Source organism: Mycolicibacterium lutetiense (assembly GCF_017876775.1).
In the GTDB taxonomy this organism is placed as follows: Bacteria; Actinomycetota; Actinomycetes; order Mycobacteriales; family Mycobacteriaceae; genus Mycobacterium; species Mycobacterium lutetiense.
This window is the reverse complement of sequence record NZ_JAGIOP010000002.1, coordinates 997,266-1,016,976: the sequence shown is the minus strand read 5'-3', so window position 1 is coordinate 1,016,976 and position 19,711 is coordinate 997,266. Positions and strand designations below refer to the sequence as shown.

Genomic DNA, 19,711 nt, shown 5'->3' with positions numbered 1-19,711 from the left:
GTCAGCTCACTTCCATCGAGAGAATCCGCAGTTCCCGGCCGGCGGTCACCTCGACGTCGGCGCTTCCGCACGGGCACAGCAGGATGAGATCGGGCAGGTCGAACCGTGCCCCGCAGCTGCGGCAGTGTGCCGCGCCGGGATGGATGTCGAGGTCGAGGCGGGCGCCGTCGGCCACCGTGCCCTGGGTGACCAGGTCGAAGCAGAAGAGCATGGAGTCCGGGACGACCGCGCACAAGGCGCCCACCTCGAGCTTCACGCTGTGCACACGCCGGCCTGCGGCGTGCTCGCACACCGCGTCGACAACGCTCTGGGTGATCGCCATCTCGTGCATCGCTACCCCCGCTATGGGCTGCGCGGGCCAGATGCTCTCACGATAGGCCCGTCTCGCCGCGGGCACGGCGTGTCTACTTGAATCGAACAGATGTTCGTCTACTGTGGGTGGTGTTCGACCGACTTGTCGGTGGCCTGTTCTAGCGTCACGGCCAACCGATCGGAACACCGGTCAACACGACTACTCGGAGAGGCACCATCATGGCGCAACAGGCACCTGATCGCGAAAAAGCGCTCGAACTGGCGATGGCCCAGATCGACAAGAACTTCGGTAAAGGTTCGGTGATGCGCCTCGGCGAAGAGGTGCGCCAGCCGATCTCCGTCATTCCCACGGGTTCGATCTCCCTGGACGTGGCCCTCGGCATCGGCGGCCTGCCGCGCGGCCGCGTGGTCGAGATCTACGGCCCGGAATCCTCGGGTAAGACGACTGTCGCGTTGCACGCGGTGGCCAACGCCCAGGCTGCCGGCGGCATCGCGGCGTTCATCGACGCCGAGCATGCGCTCGATCCCGACTACGCCAAGAAGCTCGGTGTGGACACCGATTCACTGCTGGTGAGCCAGCCCGACACCGGTGAGCAGGCGCTGGAGATCGCCGACATGCTGGTGCGCTCGGGTGCACTGGACATCCTGGTGATCGACTCGGTGGCGGCCCTGGTGCCCCGCGCCGAGATCGAGGGTGAGATGGGTGACAGCCACGTCGGTCTGCAGGCCCGCCTGATGAGCCAGGCGCTGCGCAAGATGACCGGTGCGCTGAACAACTCGGGCACCACCGCGATCTTCATCAACCAGCTCCGCGAGAAGATCGGCGTGATGTTCGGCTCACCCGAAACCACCACGGGCGGTAAGGCTTTGAAGTTCTACGCTTCGGTCCGCCTCGATGTCCGCCGCATCGAGACGCTCAAGGACGGCACCGACGCGGTCGGTAACCGGACCCGCGTCAAGGTCGTCAAGAACAAGGTGTCGCCGCCGTTCAAGCAGGCCGAGTTCGACATCCTGTACGGCCACGGCATCAGCCGCGAAGGCTCGCTGATTGATATGGGTGTCGAGCACGGCTTCATCCGCAAGTCCGGCTCCTGGTTCACCTATGAGGGTGAGCAGCTGGGTCAGGGCAAGGAGAACGCCCGCAAGTTCCTGCTGGAGAACCCCGATGCCGCGAACGAGATCGAGAAGAAGATCAAGGAAAAGCTCGGCATCGGTGCTGTCGTGACCGCCGAGGTGAAGGCTGATGACGTCCTTCCCGCCCCGGTTGACTTCTGAGCCGTCGGGTAAGCCCGAGGGGGAGCAGACGCAGGATCCTCGCAAACGCGAGGAGCAGGCCAAGAATGTCTGCCTGCGCCTGCTCACCGTGCGGGCCCGCACCCGCGCCGAGTTGACCGAACAGCTCACCAAACGGGGTTACGAAGAAGATCTCAGCGCCAAGGTCCTCAACAGGCTTGCCGAAGTAGGCCTGATCGATGATGAGGACTTCGCCGAGCAATGGGTGCGGTCCCGCCATGCCAACGCAGGAAAAGGCAAGCGCGCCTTGGCTGTCGAGCTTCGCAAGAAGGGTGTGGACAACGAGGTCATCGACGCCGCGCTGGCCGACCTCGACCCGGCCGCCGAACGGCAACGGGCTGAGCAGTTGGTCCGCGACAAGCTGCGTCGGGAGCGCCTCGACGCCGATGACGGCGACGTGAAGGTGACCCGCCGGCTCGTCGGCATGCTGGCTCGTCGCGGCTACCACCAGTCGATGGCCCTCGACGTGGTCAGGGACGAGCTCGCCGGCGAGCGGGAGCGGCGCCGGGTATAGCGGCCGCATTGTGTCGCTAATTTTTGCGGATGGCGCGCCTTGCGGCAAACTCCGTGGGACTATCCGACTGTGGGATTCAACGCACCACCCGGTTGGCCGGTGCCTCCGGATGGTTGGGATCCGCCTGAGGGTTGGCGGCCTGATCCGTCGTGGCCACCGGCCCCGTCGGGCTGGCAATTCTGGGTGCCCGATCGCGAACTTCCAGGCCAACGTGAATCGAGGGGCCTTCGAACTCCGGCAGCACAGCGGGGGCGGAACCGCATCATCTTGGTCGGTGCGGGACTGCTGGCCGTCCTGATCGTCGTCGTCGGCCTCGTCGTGTTCATCCAGCGCTCTACCTCAGACACCGGGTTGATCAGGCCGGGTGAGATTCCCGGGGTGCTGGTTGGGTTCCGGCCTGATGGCAAACTAGTTGCGATCGACGGTGAGCACAGTCAAATCAGATTCTGGAACATCGCAACAGCGCAGGAAGTCGGTACTGCGATCAATGATCCGAGCCCGGAGCACGTCGTGCTGAGCATGGACGGCCAGCGGCTCGGGGTGCTCGACTCCGGTTGTCTGGCAACCAGTGAACCTTGCGACCCGATGGTGGAGTTGGGGGGGAAGGGCGCACGGATACGTCTCTACGAGGTGGCATCCGCACGTATGACGTGCAAGATCGATCAAGCTGACCTTGCCGACGACATTGAATTCGACCCCGCGGGTAACACACTGCTCATCGCGGGATATGCCGACGCGGTCACGCTCTGGGATGCCAACACCTGCGCGTCCGTCGGGCAGTTGGAAATCCCGGGCAATCGCTCGTACAACTACAACCTGATCGACGTGACATCCGACGGTACCGTTCTGGGCGCACACCTGAGGTCGTCGGTCGACCTGTGGAACATCCACACCAGGGAGTCGATCGGGCGCATCGACACCGGGCAGGATGAGAACATGCTCGGCGCTGCGGTCAGCTCTGACGGATCAATGTATGCCACCGCGAGTCTTGATGGGACAGTGCGAATTTGGGAAGTCGCCTCGCGGCAGCAGATTGGTCCTGCGCTGCAGCATCCCGCTGGGCCGACGTCCGCGGCCTTTAGTCCGGACGGCAGGACGCTCGCCACGGCCGGACAGTTCGACGGTTTCTATCTCTGGGATGTCCGCACCGGTAGGCAACTCCCTCCGCTGTCAACGCCAGTCGATGCGTCGGGCGATGTTGCCTTCACCTCCGACGGCAAGAAATTGGCATTCGGGACCTACCGCGAGAACGAGAAGGAGAAGCAGTTCGCGCGGGTCATTATCCTGAAGGACATTTGAGGCACGAGTCCGCGTTCAGAACCGGTTCTCAGTCCCGTTGGGTGTGCAGCACCTGCGCGCCCGGTGCGCCTTCCTGCTCGACGGCCTCTGGTTCCAGCGGCGCGGGTCCACGGCTGGAACGACGCATTCGTCGTTCCAACCAGGTGGCGAATGAAGACAGCGCGAAGTTGATCGTGATCAACAGCAATGCGACGACGATGAGCGCGGGTAGATAGTTGCGGTAGGTCGAGCCCAGGTTGGTGGTCTGGCGCACCACCTCCAGAAAGGTGATCTGATAGCCGATCGCGGTGTCCTTGAGGATCACGACCATCTGTGAGACCAGAACCGGCAGCATCGAGGTGATGGCCTGCGGCAGCTGGATGAGCCTCATCGTCGAACCCCAACGCAGACCGAGTGACGCCGCAGCCTCGACCTGACCCCGTGGCAGAGAGTGGACCCCGGCCCGGATGATCTCGGCGATCACCGCGCCGTTGTAGAGAGTCAGGCCGGTGACAACGCCGGCCAGCGCCTGATACTCCGACGGCACGCCGTCGACGAGCCCATACGCCGCGAAGCTGAAGATCATCATGATCAGCACTGGTACTGCGCGGAAGAACTCGACGAACACCGCGCAGGGCCAACGGATGAACGCCACCGGCGTCATCCGCCCGACACCGAGCAAGAACCCCAGCGCGAGTGCCAGCACGATCGACAGGGCAGCCGCGGTCAGCGTGCCTTGGAGGCCAGGCAGTAGATAGGTCCGCCACAGATCGGCCGTGAGGAACGGTTGCCACTTGGCCCAGTCGAGTTGCCCCTTCTCGTTGAAGCGCCACAGCACGACGCCGATGATGACTGCGGTCACCGCAACGGTCAGGACGGCCACGATAAAGTTCCGCACCCGGGCACGGGGGCCTGGTACATCGAAGAGAACCGAAGCGCTGGACATCTAGCGCTGCACCGCCAATCTCTTGCCGAGCCAACCGAACAGCAGACCCAACGGCAATGTCAGGATGACGAATCCGGCGGCGAAGATGATGCCGACGGTCAGCAGTGCGGCGGTGTTCTCTGTCATCGTCTTCATCAACCACGCCGCCTCAACGACACCGATGGCCGACGCGATGGTGGTGTTCTTGGTCAGGGCGATCAGTACTGAACCCAACGGCAGGATCACCGCGCGAAAGGCTTGTGGTAGCAGGATCAACCGCAGGTTCTGTGCGAACGACAGACCAAGGGAACGGGCCGCCTCGGCCTGGCCGATCGGCACGGTGTTGACCCCTGCCCGCACCGTCTCGCACACGAAAGATGCTGTGTAGACCGTCAATCCGAGTACGGCCAGGCGGAAGTTGCTGTCCACGATGAAGGTGGGCGAGTCCGACGCGGCCAGCGTGATCCGCAACGTCTGCCCCACCCCGAGTGAGCAGAAGATGATGATCAGCGTCAGTGGGGTGTTACGGACGATGTTCACGTAGATGGTGCCGAGCCAGTTCAGCACCGGCACCGGTGCCAGCCGCATCGCCGCCAGTAACGTGCCCAGGATCAATGCGCCGACGGCGGAGTACATCGTCAGCCGGATGGTGATCCAGAATGCCGCGAAGATCTGATCGCGGTACTCGGTGAATATCTCCACGGGGGAGTTGCTTCTTCGACTCAGCGGTCGACGGTCGGCGGTGTCGGCGCCTGGATGCCGGCCGGCCCGAGGTTCTTGTCGAACGCGTCTTTCCACGCCCCGCTGCTGATCATCTTCTCGATCGCATCGTTGATCTTGCTGCGCAGCTCGGTGTCGTCCTTCTTGAGACCGATGCCGTAGCGCTCCTCGGAGAAGGGGTCACCGACGATCTTGAATTCCCCGGGCGTCTGCGCGGCGTAGCCGGCCAGGATCACCTCATCGGTGGTCACCGCATCGACTCCGCGGTTCCTGAGGGCGTCGACGCACAGGGTGTAGGTGTCGTACAGCTGCAGTTGGACGTCGGGATACTTCTCCTTGATCTGCTGAGCCGGAGTCGAACCGGACACCGAGCAGACCTTCTGCTTGTCGCTCAGCGATTCCGGCCCGGTGATGGCGTTCTCGTCGGCGCGGACCAGCAGGCTCTGCCCGGTGACCAGGTAGGGCCCGGCGAACGCCACCTTTTCCTGACGCGCCGGGCTGATCGAGTAGGTCCCGACGATGTACTCGACCTGACCGTTCTGGATCAACGTCTCGCGCTGCGGCGAGGGGGCTTCCTTCCATTCGATCTTGTCCTCGGGGTAGCCGAGTTCATTGGCCACGTACTTGGCCACGTCGACGTCGAACCCGGACATGGTGCCGTCGGGCTTCTTCTGGCCGAGTCCGGGCTGGTCGTATTTGGTGCCGATGACGATCTTGCTGGAGTCGCTACCGCCGCCGCAGGCGGTCGCGGCGAAGGGGAGCGCGAGCGCGAGCGCGACGGTACCGATCCATTTGAACGGTGCGGAGGGCATGTTCGGGGTCCTTTCGGCGGAGCGTCAGTGATGCAGGATCTTGCCGAGAAAATCTTTGGCGCGATCGGATTTCGGGTTGTCGAAGAACTCGGCCGGTGCTGCGTCCTCGACGATGGCGCCGTCGGCCATGAACACCACGCGGTCCGAGGCCCGGCGGGCGAAGCCCATCTCGTGGGTGACCACCACCATCGTCATGCCCTCGCCGGCGAGGGCGGTCATCACGGCCAGGACCTCGTTGATCATCTCGGGATCCAGCGCGCTGGTGGGCTCGTCGAACAGCATGACCTTCGGGTTCATCGCCAACGATCGCGCGATGGCGACACGCTGCTGCTGACCACCCGATAGTTGAGCCGGGTACTTGTCGGCCTGGTTGGCCACCCCGACCCGGTCCAGCAGCGCCATTGCACTCTCGCGGGCCTGTGCCTTGGACGTGCGGCGCACCTTCACCGGGGCGAGCGTGACGTTCTCCAGAATTGTCTTGTGTGCGAACAAGTTGAAGGACTGGAACACCATGCCGACATCCGAACGCAGCTGGGCCAACTTGCGGCCCTCGGCGGGCAGCACCTGACCGTCGATCGCGATGCGGCCGGAATCGATGGTCTCCAGCCGGTTGATGGTGCGGCACAACGTGGACTTGCCCGACCCCGACGGGCCGAGCACCACCACCACCTGCCCACGGCGCACTTCGAGGTTGATGTCGTTGAGTACGTGCAGCGAGCCAAAGTGTTTGTTGACGCCCGACAGTGAGATCATCGGCACATCTGGTGTCGCGGCGTCGTCGACCTGCGGCTGCTCGCCGGGGCTACCCATGGCAGGTGACCTTACCGAGCGGAGGTCCGGCCTGCCCGGATCTCGTGAATCCGCCGCGTTGCCGTTTCCGGGGGCTCCGTACCATTGAGGCCGTGACGACGATGGTGAACCGGGAAGCGGCGGCCGAGCCGGCCGAGCTGCGTGCCGCGCGCACCTATCAGGTCCGCACGTATGGCTGCCAGATGAACGTGCATGACTCCGAGCGGCTGTCCGGCCTGCTGGAGGACGCCGGCTACCGGCGTGCCCCCGATGGCACCGACGCCGACATCGTCGTGTTCAACACCTGTGCGGTGCGCGAGAACGCCGACAACAAGCTGTACGGCAACCTCAGCCACCTGGCCCCGCGGAGACAGGCCGATCCGAACATGCAGATCGCCGTCGGCGGCTGCCTGGCGCAGAAGGATCGCGATTCGGTCCTGCGCCGCGCACCCTGGGTCGACGTGGTCTTCGGCACCCACAACATCGGGTCCCTGCCCACGCTGCTGGAGCGGGCCCGTCACAACCGGACCGCCCAGGTCGAGATCGTCGAAGCGCTCCAGGAGTTTCCGTCCACCCTGCCTGCGACGCGGGAGTCCGCCTATGCGGCGTGGGTGTCGATCTCGGTGGGCTGCAACAACACCTGCACGTTCTGTATCGTGCCGTCGCTGCGCGGCAAGGAGGTCGACCGCCGGCCCGGCGACATCCTGGCCGAGGTGCAGACCTTGGCCGAACAGGGCGTGCTTGAGGTCACCCTGCTGGGCCAGAACGTCAACGCCTATGGCGTGTCCTTTGCCGACCCGGACGTGCCCCGCGACCGCAGCGCGTTCGCCAAGCTGCTGCGCGCCTGCGGTGACATCGACGGGCTCGAGCGGGTGCGCTTCACCTCACCGCACCCCGCCGAGTTCACCGACGATGTGATCGAGGCGATGGCGCAGACCCCCAACGTCTGCCCGACGCTGCACATGCCGCTGCAGTCCGGGTCGGACCGCATTCTCAAGGCAATGCGCCGGTCCTACCGGGCCGACCGGTACCTGGGCATCATCGACAAGGTCCGGACGGCGATTCCGGACGCCGCGATCACCACCGACATCATCGTCGGGTTCCCCGGCGAGACCGAGGAAGATTTCCAGGCCACCCTCGACGTCGTCGAGCAGGCCCGTTTCGCCACTGCGTTCACCTTCCAGTACTCCATCCGGCCCGGAACCCCGGCCGCCGAGATGCCCGACCAGTTGCCCAAAGCGGTTGTCAGCGAACGTTATCAACGGCTGATCGACCTGCAGGAGCGAATCTCGCTGGAGGAAAACCAGGCTCAGATCGGCCGGGAAGTCGAGCTGCTGGTCGCCACCGGCGAGGGGCGCAAGGACGCGGCCACCACCCGCATGTCGGGCCGGGCCCGTGACGGCAGGCTGGTTCATTTCAGTCCCGGGGACAACGACATCCGGCCCGGCGACGTCGTCACCACGACCGTGACCGGCGCTGCTCCGCATCATCTGATCGCCGACGCCGCGTTGGCCACCCATCGGCGTACCCGCGCCGGCGACGCCCATGAGGCGGGGCGGCGCCCGCGAACCGGCGTCGGTCTCGGCTTGCCGCGGATCGGTGCACCGGAAACCCCGCCGTTATCAGAAGGATGTGGCTGTTGAGCAACGAAAGCGACTTCGACCGGTTCAAGGACGACCTGGCCGCCGTCGAGCGGAGGGTCACCCGTGAGTTCGACACGGGTCCACGGGCGATGGTCGTGGCCATCCTGGTGTTCGTGGTGCTGCTGTCGTTCGTGCTGCCCCACACGGGTGACACCAAAGGATTCGACGTTCTGGTCGGTGATGCGGCGGCCTTGAACGACGGCATCTCACTGCCGTCGCGGGTGTTCGTCTGGTTGGCGCTGGTGTTCTCGGTCGGGTTCTCGGTCCTGGCGCTGATCACTCGCCGTTGGGCGCTGGCCTGGACGGCCCTGGCCGGTTCGGCCGTGGCCAGTGCGCTCGGAATGCTCGCGGTGTGGTCGCGTCAGACCGCCGCGGGGCATCCCGGCCCCGGAATCGGGCTGATCATCGGGTGGCTGGCCGTGATCGTGCTGACCTTCCACTGGGCGCGTGTGGTGTGGTCGCGGACCGCACTGCAGTTGGCCGCCGAGGCCGACCGCCGCCATGAAGCCTCGCAGCATCAGCAGCGCAACGTGCTCGGCATCCCCATGCCCGGCGATACCGAGAGCGACGTCACGAAGCCCGGCACCGCCGGCGAGAAGCCGGACCAGCCGGATCAGACCTAGCTGGGCTTATCCCAACCCAGCCCTCAGGTGCTATTTGCGCTCTCCGAGCGTGGCGGCCGCGGCGTCGGCCCACTGACGCCACTGTTCGGCGCTCGCCCTGGCGTCGGCCGCATCCTTGGCGCGGCCGGCGGCCTCGGCCTTCTCGGCCTGCTTCTCGAACTGCTCGGCACGTGAGCGGAACTGGTCGGCGCGAGCCTGGGCCTCAGGATCAACACCGCCCGCCGGAGTATCGCGGATCTTCTTCTCCACGGAGCGCAGGCGTCGCTCCAGATCGGCGGCGCGTTCCCGGGGAACCTTGCCGATCGCGTCCCATTTGTCGCCGATCGTGCGCAATGCCGCACGGGCCGCATCCAGATCGGTCGTGTCGATCTTCTCGGCCTCGGCCAGCAGTGCTTCCTTGGCGGTGGCATTCGCCTTGAACTCGGTGTCACGTTCGGCATGGGCGGCATTTCGGGCCCCGAAGAATGTGTCCTGAGCGGTCTTGAACCGGTGCCACAGCGCGTCGTCGACGTCCTTGGAGGCCCGTCCGGCGGCCTTCCACTGGGTCAGCAGGTCACGGAAGGTGGCACCGGTGGCGCCCCAATCTGTCGAGTCGGACAGTTGCTCGGCCTGCTCGCACAGCGCCTCTTTGGCCTGACGGGCGCCAACCCGGCCACGGTCCAGTTCCGCGAAATGCGAGCCGCGACGGCGGTTGAACGTCTCTCGGGCCGACGAGTAGCGCTTCCACAGGGCATCGTCGAGCTTGCGGTCCAGTCCAGTGATCGTGCGCCATTCATCGAGGATCTCGCGCAGACGGTCACCGGCGGACTTCCACTGCGTGGCGTTCGCCGCGAGATCTTCGGCTTCGGCGGCGAGAGCTTCCTTGCGTGCCGTTTGGGCGCCGCGATGCTCGTCACGCTGGGCCCGCTCGGTCGCCGCGGCGGCATCGGCATGTTCCAGTATCGCGGTCAGCCGAGAGCTCAATGCCTCCACATCGCCGAGAACTGCTGCGGTGGGCAGACTTTCGGCCAAGGAGGCCGCCGCCGACTTGATCTTGCGGGCGTCCCCGGTACCGGAAGTCAGCCGGCGTTCCAGCAGCGCGATCTCGGTGTGCAGATCATCGAAGCGCCGGCCGAAGTGGGTGAACGCCGATTCAGTGTCACCGGCCTGCCACGAGCCGATGACACGCTCGCTGGCTCCGGTGATCAACCACACCGTGCCGTCGTCGTCCACTCGCCCGAATTTGTGTGGATCGCTGGACGGCGCCACCGCAACTGCCGGGGCGACCCGGCTGGGGTGGGGAACGGGGCGGGGCGGTCCTGGCCTTGGGGTAGGCGTAGGAGTGGGCCTCGGTGTGGGCCCGGACGTCGGCTGGGGGGTGGCTCCGCCTGGCTCACTGGTTGTCATATCCGCTCCTCGTACTCCGCACGGTTGCCCGCGCATCTGCCGCGCGACGCGGCGCCTGATGCTGTCGCTTTGTCCGCTATTCAAGCAGGTCGTGCTGTGCCGTGCCCACGCCTTTGCGCGCAATGCCCTGACAAACTCGAACGGGCGGTGCCCGGGACGCGCCGTTCTGGGCGTCCTACCGGCCCTCGGCGCGCACTGAACCAGGGGCCGCGCACTAGTTTGGTGAGGTGCTGAACGCCATCGCGATCGTTCCCGCCACGCCGGTTCTGGTGCCTCAACTTGTGGGTGCGGCCGCGGACGAGGTGGCTGACCTCCGCGAGGCTGTCGTGGCCGCGGCGGGTTCGCTACCGCCACGCTGGCTGGCGATCGGGGTCGGCCCTGATGACGCGGTGTATGGGTCCGACTGTGTCGGGACCTTCGCCGGCTACGGCGTCGACGTCCCGGTGGCTCTCGGCCCCGGGCCGGTTGGGGGTCCGGTTGAGCTGCCGCTGTGTGCGCTGGTCGCCGGGTGGATCCGCGGGCAGGCCACGCCCGACGCAGGCATCGAGGTACACGCCTACGCTGCCGCACACCCGGTCGGTGGAGCACTGGCCCGGGGCCGCGCCCTGCGCGCCCAGCTTGAGGAATCCCCGGAACCGATCGGTGTCCTGGTGGTCGCCGATGGGGTGAACACGCTGACGCCTGCGGCCCCCGGTGGCCATGATCCAGACTCGCCGTCGGTCCAACAGCAACTCGACGATGCACTGGCCACCGGCGACCTCTCGGCGCTGGCCGAGCTGCCCGAGTCCGTGCTCGGCAGGGTGGCTTACCAGGTGCTGGCCGGACTGACCGAACCCGAGACAGGGTCGGCGCGTGAGCTCTACCGCGGAGCGCCGTACGGCGTCGGCTACTTCGTCGGCGAATGGCTGCCGTGACCCGGCCCCTCGCGATCATCGGCCCGACCGGCACGGGGAAGTCGGCGCTGGCGCTGGCGGTGGCCGAGCAGCTGAGCGGCGAGATCGGCGTAGAGATTGTGAATGCCGACGCGATGCAGTTCTACCGCGGTATGGACATCGGCACCGCGAAGCTGCCGGTCGCCGAGCGACGCGGCATCCCGCACCATCAGCTCGATGTGCTCGACGTCACCGAGACCGCGACGGTGGCGCGCTACCAGCAGGATGCCGCAGCCGACGTGGAGGCCATCGCGGCGCGTGGCGCGGTCCCGGTGATCGTGGGCGGGTCCATGCTCTACATCCAGTCGCTGCTCGACGAGTGGACGTTCCCGGCCACCGATCCGGTGGTGCGGGCGCGGTGGGAGGCGCGGCTGGCCGAGGTGGGGGTGGCCGCCCTGCACGTCGAGCTGACCCGGGTGGACCCCGCGGCGGGGGCGTCGATCCTGCCGACCGACGGCCGGCGCATCGTGCGGGCCCTGGAGGTCGTGGAGCTGACCGGTCAACCGTTCGCCGCCTCGGCGCCGACCATCGGTGCCCCCCGCTGGGACACGGCGATCATCGGATTGGACTGGGACACAGCCGTTCTCGATCAACGTCTGGAGCAGCGGACAGACCTGATGTTCGACGAGGGGCTGGTCGATGAGGTGCGCACGCTGAGCGGCCGCGGCCTGCGCGACGGCGTCACCGCGGCGCGGGCGCTCGGGTACGCGCAGGTGCTGGCCGACCTGGATGCCGGGGGAGACGGCTCGGCGGCCCGCGAGCCGACGTTCATCGGTACCCGGCGCTATGTGCGCCGGCAGCGGTCCTGGTTCCGCCGTGACCACCGGGTGGTGTGGCTGGACGGTGCGGCCGACGGTCTGGTGCACGACGCACTGCGGGCGTGGCGGCACGTATCCTGATCAGGTGATCTTCGCCAAAGGGCACGGCACCCAGAACGATTTCGTGGTGCTGCCCGACCTCGACGCCGCGTTGTCGCTGACGCCGGCCGCGGTGGCCGCGCTGTGCGACCGACGCCGCGGCCTGGGCGCCGACGGCGTACTGCGGGTGACGACGGCCGGTGCCGCGCAGGCCGCCGGGGTTTTCGAACGACTTCCCGACGGTGTCGCAGCGTCCGACTGGTACATGGACTACCGCAACGCCGACGGGTCGATCGCGCAGATGTGCGGCAACGGAGTGCGGGTGTTCGCGCATTACCTGCGGGCCTCCGGGCTGGAATCGGCCGATGAGTTCGTGGTCGGCTCGCTGGCCGGGCCCCGTCCGGTCGTGCTGCACAGGGTCGACGCCACCACCGCGGACGTCACCGTCGAGATGGGCAAGGCGAACCAGTTCGGTACGGGCACCGCCGTGGTCGGCGGCCGCAGCGTCAGCGGAGTCGCCGTCGACGTGGGCAATCCACACCTGGCCTGCGTCGGGCTGACCGAGGACGAACTGGCGGCCCTCGACGTCGCGGCGCCGGTGTCCTTCGACCCGAAGCTGTTCCCCGACGGCGTCAATGTCGAGGTCCTGACCGCACCGGTGGACGGCGCGGTGTCGATGCGCGTGCACGAGCGGGGTGTCGGAGAGACCCGCTCCTGCGGTACCGGCACCGTCGCGGCCACGCTCGCGGCCCTGGCCCACCAGGGGGCCGACACCGGGACGTTGCGGGTGCGCATCCCCGGCGGCCAGGTCACCGTGACGATCACCGAGTCCACCAGCTATCTGCGCGGGCCCTCGGTGCTGGTGGCGCGCGGCGAGCTCAGCCCGGCTTGGTGGAGCGCGGCCCATGCGTAATTGGAATGCGCGCGGTCCGATCCACGTGACAACCTGTAAGTACATATGACACATCCAGAACACCCCGTCACGCCCAGCACCGGTGAGCTCGCCCTCGAAGACCGCGCCTCACTGCGCCGCGTCGCCGGGCTGTCCACCGAACTCACCGACGTCACCGAGGTCGAATACCGCCAGCTGAGGCTCGAGCGGGTGGTCTTGGTCGGCGTGTGGACCGACGGCAGCGCGGCCGACGCCGATGCCAGCCTGGCCGAGTTGGCCGCACTCGCCGAGACCGCCGGCTCGGAGGTACTCGAGGGGCTCATCCAACGCCGGGACAAGCCCGACCCGTCCACCTACATCGGTTCGGGCAAGGCCATCGAACTGCGCGAGATCGTGCTGGCCACCGGCGCCGACACCGTCATCTGCGACGGTGAACTCTCACCTGCGCAGCTCAACTCGCTGGAGAAAGTGGTCAAGGTCAAGGTCATCGACCGCACCGCGCTGATCCTGGACATCTTCGCCCAGCACGCCACCAGTCGGGAGGGCAAGGCGCAGGTGTCGCTGGCGCAGATGCAGTACATGCTGCCCCGGCTCCGCGGCTGGGGTGAATCGATGTCCCGCCAGGCCGGCGGCCGCGCCGGCGGCGCGAGTGGTGGCGTCGGCACCCGTGGACCCGGTGAGACCAAGATCGAAACCGACCGCCGCCGCATCCGAGAGCGGATGGCCAAGCTGCGTCGCGAGATTCGCGATATGAAGAAGATCCGCGACACCCAGCGCAGCCGTCGGCTGGGCTCGGAAGCCGCGTCGGTCACCATCGTCGGCTACACCAACGCCGGCAAGTCGACCCTGCTCAACGCCTTGACCGGGGCCGGCGTGCTGGTGGATAACACTCTGTTCGCCACGCTCGAACCCACCACGCGACGTGGGGAATTCGACGACGGGCGGCAATTCGTGCTGACCGATACCGTCGGGTTCGTCCGGCACCTGCCCACCCAGTTGGTCGAGGCATTCCGGTCCACCCTGGAAGAAGTTGTCGACGCCGACCTGCTGGTGCACGTGGTGGATGGCGCCGACGACCACCCGTTGGCCCAGATCAACGCGGTACGGCAGGTGGTCAACGAGGTGGTCGCCGAGTACGACATCGCCCCGCCGCCGGAATTATTGGTGGTCAACAAGATCGACGCGGCCACCGACCTCGGTCTGGCCTCGCTGCGGCGCGCGCTACCCGACGCCGTGTTCGTCTCGGCCCAGACCGGCGACGGGCTGGATCGGCTGAGCGCCCGGATGGCCGAGATGATCCCCCCCACCGACGCCACCGTGGATGTGACGATTCCCTACGACCGAGGGGATCTGGTGGCAAAGGTGCACGCCGACGGTCGGGTGGATGCCACCGAGCACACTGCCGACGGCACGCGGATCAAGGCGCGGGTGCCCATGGCACTGGCCGCGAGCCTGAGCGAGTTCGCCACCTTCTGAGCGCGAGCGTCAGGCCGCCGGCTTCGTCTTCTTACTGCCGGTGTCCTTGGCGCTGGTGCTCTTTGCCTCGGCCCGACCCTTGTCTTTGTCTTTCGCGCTGTCCTGGCCCAGTGCCTTGCGCACGCTGCTGCGGATCGACTTCGCCATGTCACGCGCCGGATGCCCCTTGATGCCCAGGGCCTTCGGTACTGATGGACGTTGCTTCAGGGTGGTGGTGCCGGAGGAGGCAGTATCGGGTGCGGTCAGCGCCGTCCCGGTTTCCGCGATCGTGCTCAGACGCCGAAGCGGCTTGTCATCGGATGTGGCAGCGACTTTCGTGGTGTCGACAACAGTCTGGTCCGCGGTGTCCGGCACTCGGACGGTAACGCCGGACTGCGTCGGATCAGTCCATCCGGGTAGTGGATCGAGCCCGGGGTTGAGCGCCGCGTTGATGCCCTCGGGGATGTCGTTGATCAAATCCGAGGCCAGCTTGATCGGATTGACCCTCGGAAGCAGCTGGAAGGGCATTGCCTTGCCGTAATCGGAACGGTCATAGCCGGTTTCGATGAGGGTCTGCGCCAGCGGTGACACCAGATCGACGAGCGGAATCACCAACGCGGAGGTGCCGGTCGCCGCGCCCAGGTCCAGGAATGGCTGCATGATCGGCAGGGTCTTGGCCGGCAGTGTGATGTAACGGGTGTCCCCATGCATCTGGCAGTGCGTCGCGGCCGTGCAACTGGCCTCGGCGTTCTCGATCGCGGCCTTCACTTGATCGGGTGTGTAACCGTAGGGGGTGTCGCCCGGAAGGTCGTTGCCGTCGGGGGCCAGATAGGTGGGGTGGGTGTATTCGAATCCGGCCAGCGCGTTGAGTAACGCCAGGGGGTTGAGCACCCACGACGGAGCATCGGCGACGCCGTCGTACTGCAGCGCGATGTCGTCGGTGTCGATGCCGGTGTCCGTCGGAGTGGGTTGACCGAACGTCGCGTCGAGGATCGGTACGGTGCCCAGGATCGCCAGCCGCTCGAAGAGGCCGCCGTTCGGCCGGTTGGGGTTACCGATCAAGACGAAACTCAGATTCTGCTTCTGCTCGTCGGTCAGATCCGCCAGGTTGCCCTTGACGATGCTGGCCACCGTGGCACCCTGCGAATAGCCGAACACCGTCACCGGATGCGTCGTACTGGGATTGTTGGCGCCGACGAGTTCACTGGTCAGTCGGGTGACCCCGCTGCCGACCGACACGTTCCATTTCGCGCCCTCCAGACCGCCCCAGCCCTCGAACGGGAACGGCCAGAACTGGGCGATGTAGGGGATTGCCACCGGGGCCGCGCAGCCTTCGGTGCCGCAGCTGCCGCTGGGCTGGACGTAATAGGCGACGGCATTGGCCATGTAGTTGTTGGAGTCCTGCGGTTTCGGGGTCCCGGTCCCGGGTACGACTAGCGGCGTCACCGCCACGACCAGGCCGATTGCTGCCGTGCCGATGGGCGTCAGGCCGATGACCACCGAGCCGGACACAGCTACGGCGCCGACCAACAGGGACCTGGCAGCAGAACGGGGTGAGAAACGCATCGGCCCGGATCTCCTTCTGCTGACGCCCTCGTCAGCGCTGAAGGGATCTTTGCACCGGCACACAAAGGTTCACGGGCGAACGGCCGAAGTGGTTACCGCCCAACGGTTTCAGCGTGTCCGGATCACCGGTGGTCGGTGCGCCCGCACCGGGGGCAGCGGCCCGTCGAACTTCTCGATCTGTACCAACACGTGGGCCCCGGTGCAGCCGCGCGCCAGCGAGGACGTGCCGACATCCTCGGTCAGCACGTTGGGGTTCCCGTGCACGCACATCGCGTCGGGATCCGCCGGATCGGCCGGGTCGAACCATGCCCCGGTCGACAGTTGCACCACGGCCGGGCGCAGCCGGTCATCGATCACCACCCCGGCCAGGCACGCCCCGCGATCGTTGAACACGCGCACCACGTCGCCGTCGCCGACCCCGCGTGCCGCCGCATCGTCCGGGTGGATCCGGATCGGTTCGCGCCCTTGCACTTTCGATGACTGGCTGGTGGCGCCGCCATCGAGCTGGCTGTGCAGGCGGGTCGCGGGTTGATTGGCCAGCAGATGCAACGGGTAGGCCCGGGCACGCTCACCACCGAGCCACTCCGTCGGCTCGTACCACCGGGGATGGCCGACACAGTCGTCGTAGCCGAATCCGTCGATGGTGTGCGAGAAGATCTCGATGCGCCCGCTCGGCGTGGCCAGCGGCTGCCCGATCGGGTCGGCCCGGAAGCCGGACAGCAGTGTCAGTCCCTGTTCGGTGGGCAGTCGCAGTTGCCCGGCAGCCCAGAAATCGTCGAATTCAGGAACCTCGAAACCCAGCCCGGCAGACCATTTTTCATACATGTGGACCAGCCACTCCCGCGCCGTGCGGCCCTCGGTGAACTGCTCGCCGAACCCGAGCCGTGCGGCCAACGCCGAGAACGTGGCGTAGTCGTCGCGGGAGTCGGCATACGGCTGCGTCAATGCGGGCATGGCCACCAGCAGCGGGTCGTTCCGCGAACCCGAGTAGTCCTCGCGCTCATAGGCCGTGGTCGAGGGCACCACGATGTCGGCGTGCTTGGCCATCGCCGTCCAGTACGGGTCATGCACCACGATGGTGTCGACCCGGGACAGGGCCCGGCGTAGTCGCGGAATGTTCTGGTGATGGTGGAACGGATTGCCGCCGGACCAGTACACGCACCTGATGTCGGGGTAGGTCAGCTGCAAGCCGTTGTAGTCGAACGGCTGCCCCGGCTGCAGCAGCATGTCGGTGACGGCCGCCACCGGGATGAACGTCTGCACGGGGTTGAGGCCCTGCGGCAGCGCAGGCAGGCCGCAGCGTAGCGGCGGCAACCCCGGCTCGTTCATCGAGCCGTAGCCGTGCCCGAAACCTCCTCCCGGGATGCCGACCTGGCCCAACATGGCTGCCAGCGTCAGTCCCATCCACGGAGCCTGCTCGCCGTGCCGGACCCGTTGCAGCGACCAACTGACGGTGACCAGGGTGCGCGAGGCAGCCATGCGCCGGGCCAGCGCCCTCAGCTCCCCGGCGGCCAGACCGCTGAGTCGAGACGCCCACTCCGGGGTCTTGGCGACACCGTCGTCGCGGCCCAGCAGGTAACGCTCGAACCGCTGGTATCCGGTGCAGTAGGTGTCGAGAAAATCCAGATCGGCCAGGCCTTCGGTGGCCAGGACGTGGGCCAGCGCGAGCATCACCGCGACGTCGGTGCCGGGTACCGGAGCCAGCCATCGGCAGTCACCGTCGACATCGTCGCGCAGTGGGCTCAGCGACACGATCTGCCCACCGCGCTCACGCATCCGACGCAGTGCGTCGCGGGCCGGATGAGCCGTGGTGCCACCGTGATTGATGCCGGTGTTCTTCAGCGCGACACCGCCGAAGCACACCAACAGGTCAGTGTGTTCGGCGATGACATCCCAGTCGGTGGAGCGTTTGAACAGGTCGTCGTGGGTCCCGACGACCCGGGGCATGATCACTCCGGTTGCGCCCAGGCTGTAGGAGTGGCGGGAAAATGTATAGCCGCCGAGCATTTTCAGAAAGCGGTGCACCTGGCTCTGGGCGTGGTGGAACCGTCCGGCGCTCGCCCAGCCGTATGAGCCGCCGTAGATCGCCTCGTTGCCGTGGGTGTCCACGACCCGGCGCAGCTCGTCGGCCAACAATTCGGTGAGCTCGTCCCAGGGCACCGCGACGTACTCGTCGGCGCCGCGCTCGGTGCTGGGGCCGGGGCCGTCGCGCAGCCAACCGCGTCGGACCGCGGGCCCGGCGATGCGCGAGCGGTGCCGGATCGAGCCCGCCAAATTACCCAATAGTGGGGAGGGATCTGTGTCACCGGCCAGCGGGGTGACGCCTGCGATATCGCCTGCCGCGACGTCGGCGGTGAAGGCGCCCCAGTGCGCGAGGCTCATGGGGGACTCCGGCATGGCCAGAGCTTACGGGCGGCATCCACCGACCCCGGGCTGACCAACCACCCGGTTGGTATAGGTTGGGCCCACATTCTTAACCGGTACCGGAGGTCCCACCATGGGCAGTGTTGTGAAGTACGACCGCACGTTGTTCGAGCCCGAACACGAGTTGTTCCGCGACTCGTACCGGGCGTTCCTGGAACGCCACGTCGCACCGTTCCACGACCAGTGGGAGAAGGACAAGATCGTCGACCGCGGGGTCTGGATCGAGGCGGGTAAGCAGGGCTTTCTGGGGATGGCGGTGCCCGAGGAGTACGGCGGCGGCGGCGAGTCCGATTTCCGGTACAACACCATCATGGGCGAGGAGACCGCGATGGGCCGCTACAGCGGCCTCGGCTTCAGCCTGCACAACGATGTCGTCGCGCCCTACCTGTTGCGCCTGACCAACGAGGAGCAGAAGCAGCGCTGGCTGCCCAAGTTCTGCACCGGGGAATTGATCACGGCGATCGCAATGACCGAACCCGGCACGGGCAGCGACCTGCAGGGCATCAAGACCCGCGCGGTCCGCGACGGGGACCACTACGTGCTCAACGGGTCAAAGACGTTCATCACCAACGGCATCCACGCCGATCTCGTGGTTGTGGTGGCCCAGACCGACCCGGAGAAGGGAGCCCTGGGCTTCTCGCTGTTGGTGGTCGAGCGGGGTATGGAGGGCTTCGAGCGCGGACGGCATCTGGACAAGATCGGTCTGGACGCCCAGGACACCGCCGAGCTGTCGTTCACCGACGTCAAGGTGCCCGTCGAGAATCTGCTCGGCGAGGAGGGGCAGGGCTTCGTCTACCTGATGCAGAACCTGCCGCAGGAACGCATCTCGATCGCGATCATGGCCGCCGCGGCAATGGAGGCGGTTCTGGAACAGACGGTGCAGTACACCAAGGAGCGCAAGGCGTTCGGCAAGCCCATCGGAAGCTTCCAGAACAGCCGGTTCCTACTGGCCGAATTGGCGACCGAAGCCACCGTGGTGCGGATCATGGTCGACGAGTTCATCCGGTTGCACCTCGACGAGAAGCTCACCGTGGAGCAGGCGGCGATGGCCAAGTGGTACTCGAGCGAGAAGCAGGTGAGCCTCATCGACCGCTGCCTGCAGCTGCACGGCGGATACGGCTACATGCGCGAGTATCCGGTCGCGCGGGCCTACCTGGATGCCCGCGTTCAGACCATTTACGGCGGCACCACCGAGATCATGAAGGAGATCATCGGACGCGGTTTGGGTGTCTGATTTACCCGCCTAACTCGGCGTGACGCCCCGAAAAACCCCAAATCTGGGCCGTTGGA

18 protein-coding genes are annotated in these 19,711 nt (G+C 66.7%); 10 read left to right on the top strand and 8 right to left on the bottom strand.

All coding sequences use genetic code 11. The features are described from left to right. Nucleotide 1: 1 nt before the first annotated feature. Nucleotides 2-331: a hydrogenase maturation nickel metallochaperone HypA/HybF gene (locus JOF57_RS14195; protein WP_209923362.1), complete on the bottom strand. Its 330-nt coding sequence runs from the start codon at nucleotides 329-331 to the stop codon at nucleotides 2-4. Nucleotides 332-531: 200 nt separating this feature from the next. Between JOF57_RS14195 and recA the strand changes: the two genes are divergently transcribed. The 3 genes from recA (at nucleotide 532) to JOF57_RS14180 (ending at nucleotide 3,418) form a co-directional block, all read left to right on the top strand. Beyond that, entirely contained in the window at nucleotides 532-1,587 is a 1,056-nt protein-coding gene (recA, locus tag JOF57_RS14190; protein WP_209917423.1) for a recombinase RecA, read from the top strand. Continuing rightward, the gene (gene recX / locus JOF57_RS14185; RefSeq protein WP_209917421.1) at nucleotides 1,556-2,119 is read left to right on the top strand and encodes a recombination regulator RecX; all 564 of its coding nucleotides are present in this window, start codon (nucleotides 1,556-1,558) and stop codon (nucleotides 2,117-2,119) included. Before recA ends, recX begins: the two co-directional genes overlap by 32 nt. A gap of 267 nt (nucleotides 2,120-2,386) precedes the next feature. After that, on the top strand, nucleotides 2,387-3,418 hold the full coding sequence (locus tag JOF57_RS14180; protein ID WP_209917419.1) for a WD40 repeat domain-containing protein: 1,032 nt from the start codon (nucleotides 2,387-2,389) through the stop codon (nucleotides 3,416-3,418). Nucleotides 3,419-3,446: 28 nt separating this feature from the next. On the opposite strand, the gene JOF57_RS14175 is transcribed toward JOF57_RS14180, so the two are convergent. Genes JOF57_RS14175 through JOF57_RS14160 form a run of 4 tightly spaced genes read right to left on the bottom strand, consistent with a single transcriptional unit; the run spans nucleotide 3,447 to nucleotide 6,607 of the window. Beyond that, the gene (locus JOF57_RS14175; protein WP_209917417.1) at nucleotides 3,447-4,343 is read right to left on the bottom strand and encodes an amino acid ABC transporter permease; all 897 of its coding nucleotides are present in this window, start codon (nucleotides 4,341-4,343) and stop codon (nucleotides 3,447-3,449) included. Further along, nucleotides 4,344-5,024: an amino acid ABC transporter permease gene (locus JOF57_RS14170; protein ID WP_209917414.1), complete on the bottom strand. Its 681-nt coding sequence runs from the start codon at nucleotides 5,022-5,024 to the stop codon at nucleotides 4,344-4,346. 20 nt (nucleotides 5,025-5,044) lie between these two features. Next, nucleotides 5,045-5,854, bottom strand: a complete 810-nt coding sequence (locus tag JOF57_RS14165; protein WP_209917412.1) for a glutamate ABC transporter substrate-binding protein — start codon at nucleotides 5,852-5,854, stop codon at nucleotides 5,045-5,047. A gap of 24 nt (nucleotides 5,855-5,878) precedes the next feature. Further along, a complete protein-coding gene (locus tag JOF57_RS14160; protein ID WP_209923360.1) occupies nucleotides 5,879-6,607 on the bottom strand; it encodes an amino acid ABC transporter ATP-binding protein in 729 nt (242 codons plus the stop codon). Between the two features lie 158 nt (nucleotides 6,608-6,765). Here JOF57_RS14160 and miaB point away from each other — a divergent pair, with 158 nt between their 5' ends. Next, nucleotides 6,766-8,286 (top strand): tRNA (N6-isopentenyl adenosine(37)-C2)-methylthiotransferase MiaB, encoded by a 1,521-nt coding sequence (gene miaB, locus JOF57_RS14155; RefSeq protein ID WP_209923358.1) that lies wholly within the window; start codon nucleotides 6,766-6,768, stop codon nucleotides 8,284-8,286. Further along, nucleotides 8,274-8,909: an Rv2732c family membrane protein gene (locus JOF57_RS14150; RefSeq protein WP_209917411.1), complete on the top strand. Its 636-nt coding sequence runs from the start codon at nucleotides 8,274-8,276 to the stop codon at nucleotides 8,907-8,909. Before miaB ends, JOF57_RS14150 begins: the two co-directional genes overlap by 13 nt. A gap of 30 nt (nucleotides 8,910-8,939) precedes the next feature. On the opposite strand, the gene JOF57_RS14145 is transcribed toward JOF57_RS14150, so the two are convergent. Continuing rightward, a complete protein-coding gene (locus tag JOF57_RS14145; RefSeq protein ID WP_209917409.1) occupies nucleotides 8,940-10,295 on the bottom strand; it encodes a DUF349 domain-containing protein in 1,356 nt (451 codons plus the stop codon). Nucleotides 10,296-10,522: 227 nt separating this feature from the next. Between JOF57_RS14145 and JOF57_RS14140 the strand changes: the two genes are divergently transcribed. The 4 genes from JOF57_RS14140 to hflX are packed head-to-tail and all read left to right on the top strand — an operon-like array spanning nucleotide 10,523 to nucleotide 14,452. Continuing rightward, nucleotides 10,523-11,209: a class III extradiol ring-cleavage dioxygenase family protein gene (locus JOF57_RS14140; protein WP_209917407.1), complete on the top strand. Its 687-nt coding sequence runs from the start codon at nucleotides 10,523-10,525 to the stop codon at nucleotides 11,207-11,209. Continuing rightward, nucleotides 11,206-12,126, top strand: a complete 921-nt coding sequence (gene miaA / locus JOF57_RS14135; RefSeq protein WP_407666571.1) for a tRNA (adenosine(37)-N6)-dimethylallyltransferase MiaA — start codon at nucleotides 11,206-11,208, stop codon at nucleotides 12,124-12,126. The genes JOF57_RS14140 and miaA overlap by 4 nt, the downstream gene beginning before the upstream one ends. A gap of 4 nt (nucleotides 12,127-12,130) precedes the next feature. After that, the gene (dapF, locus tag JOF57_RS14130; RefSeq protein ID WP_209917403.1) at nucleotides 12,131-12,997 is read left to right on the top strand and encodes a diaminopimelate epimerase; all 867 of its coding nucleotides are present in this window, start codon (nucleotides 12,131-12,133) and stop codon (nucleotides 12,995-12,997) included. A gap of 45 nt (nucleotides 12,998-13,042) precedes the next feature. Next, nucleotides 13,043-14,452 carry a GTPase HflX gene (gene hflX / locus JOF57_RS14125; RefSeq protein ID WP_209917401.1) on the top strand — a complete coding sequence of 470 codons (1,410 nt, stop codon included), beginning with the start codon at nucleotides 13,043-13,045 and terminating at the stop codon, nucleotides 14,450-14,452. A gap of 9 nt (nucleotides 14,453-14,461) precedes the next feature. On the opposite strand, the gene JOF57_RS14120 is transcribed toward hflX, so the two are convergent. Both JOF57_RS14120 and JOF57_RS14115 read right to left on the bottom strand, forming a co-directional pair. Then, nucleotides 14,462-15,997, bottom strand: coding sequence for a PE-PPE domain-containing protein (locus tag JOF57_RS14120; protein ID WP_209917399.1), 1,536 nt, complete (start codon nucleotides 15,995-15,997; stop codon nucleotides 14,462-14,464). Nucleotides 15,998-16,105: 108 nt separating this feature from the next. Next, a complete protein-coding gene (locus JOF57_RS14115; RefSeq protein WP_209917397.1) occupies nucleotides 16,106-18,394 on the bottom strand; it encodes a molybdopterin guanine dinucleotide-containing S/N-oxide reductase in 2,289 nt (762 codons plus the stop codon). 100 nt (nucleotides 18,395-18,494) lie between these two features. Between JOF57_RS14115 and JOF57_RS14110 the strand changes: the two genes are divergently transcribed. Beyond that, a complete protein-coding gene (locus JOF57_RS14110; protein ID WP_209917395.1) occupies nucleotides 18,495-19,655 on the top strand; it encodes an acyl-CoA dehydrogenase family protein in 1,161 nt (386 codons plus the stop codon). Nucleotides 19,656-19,711: the final 56 nt, after the last annotated feature.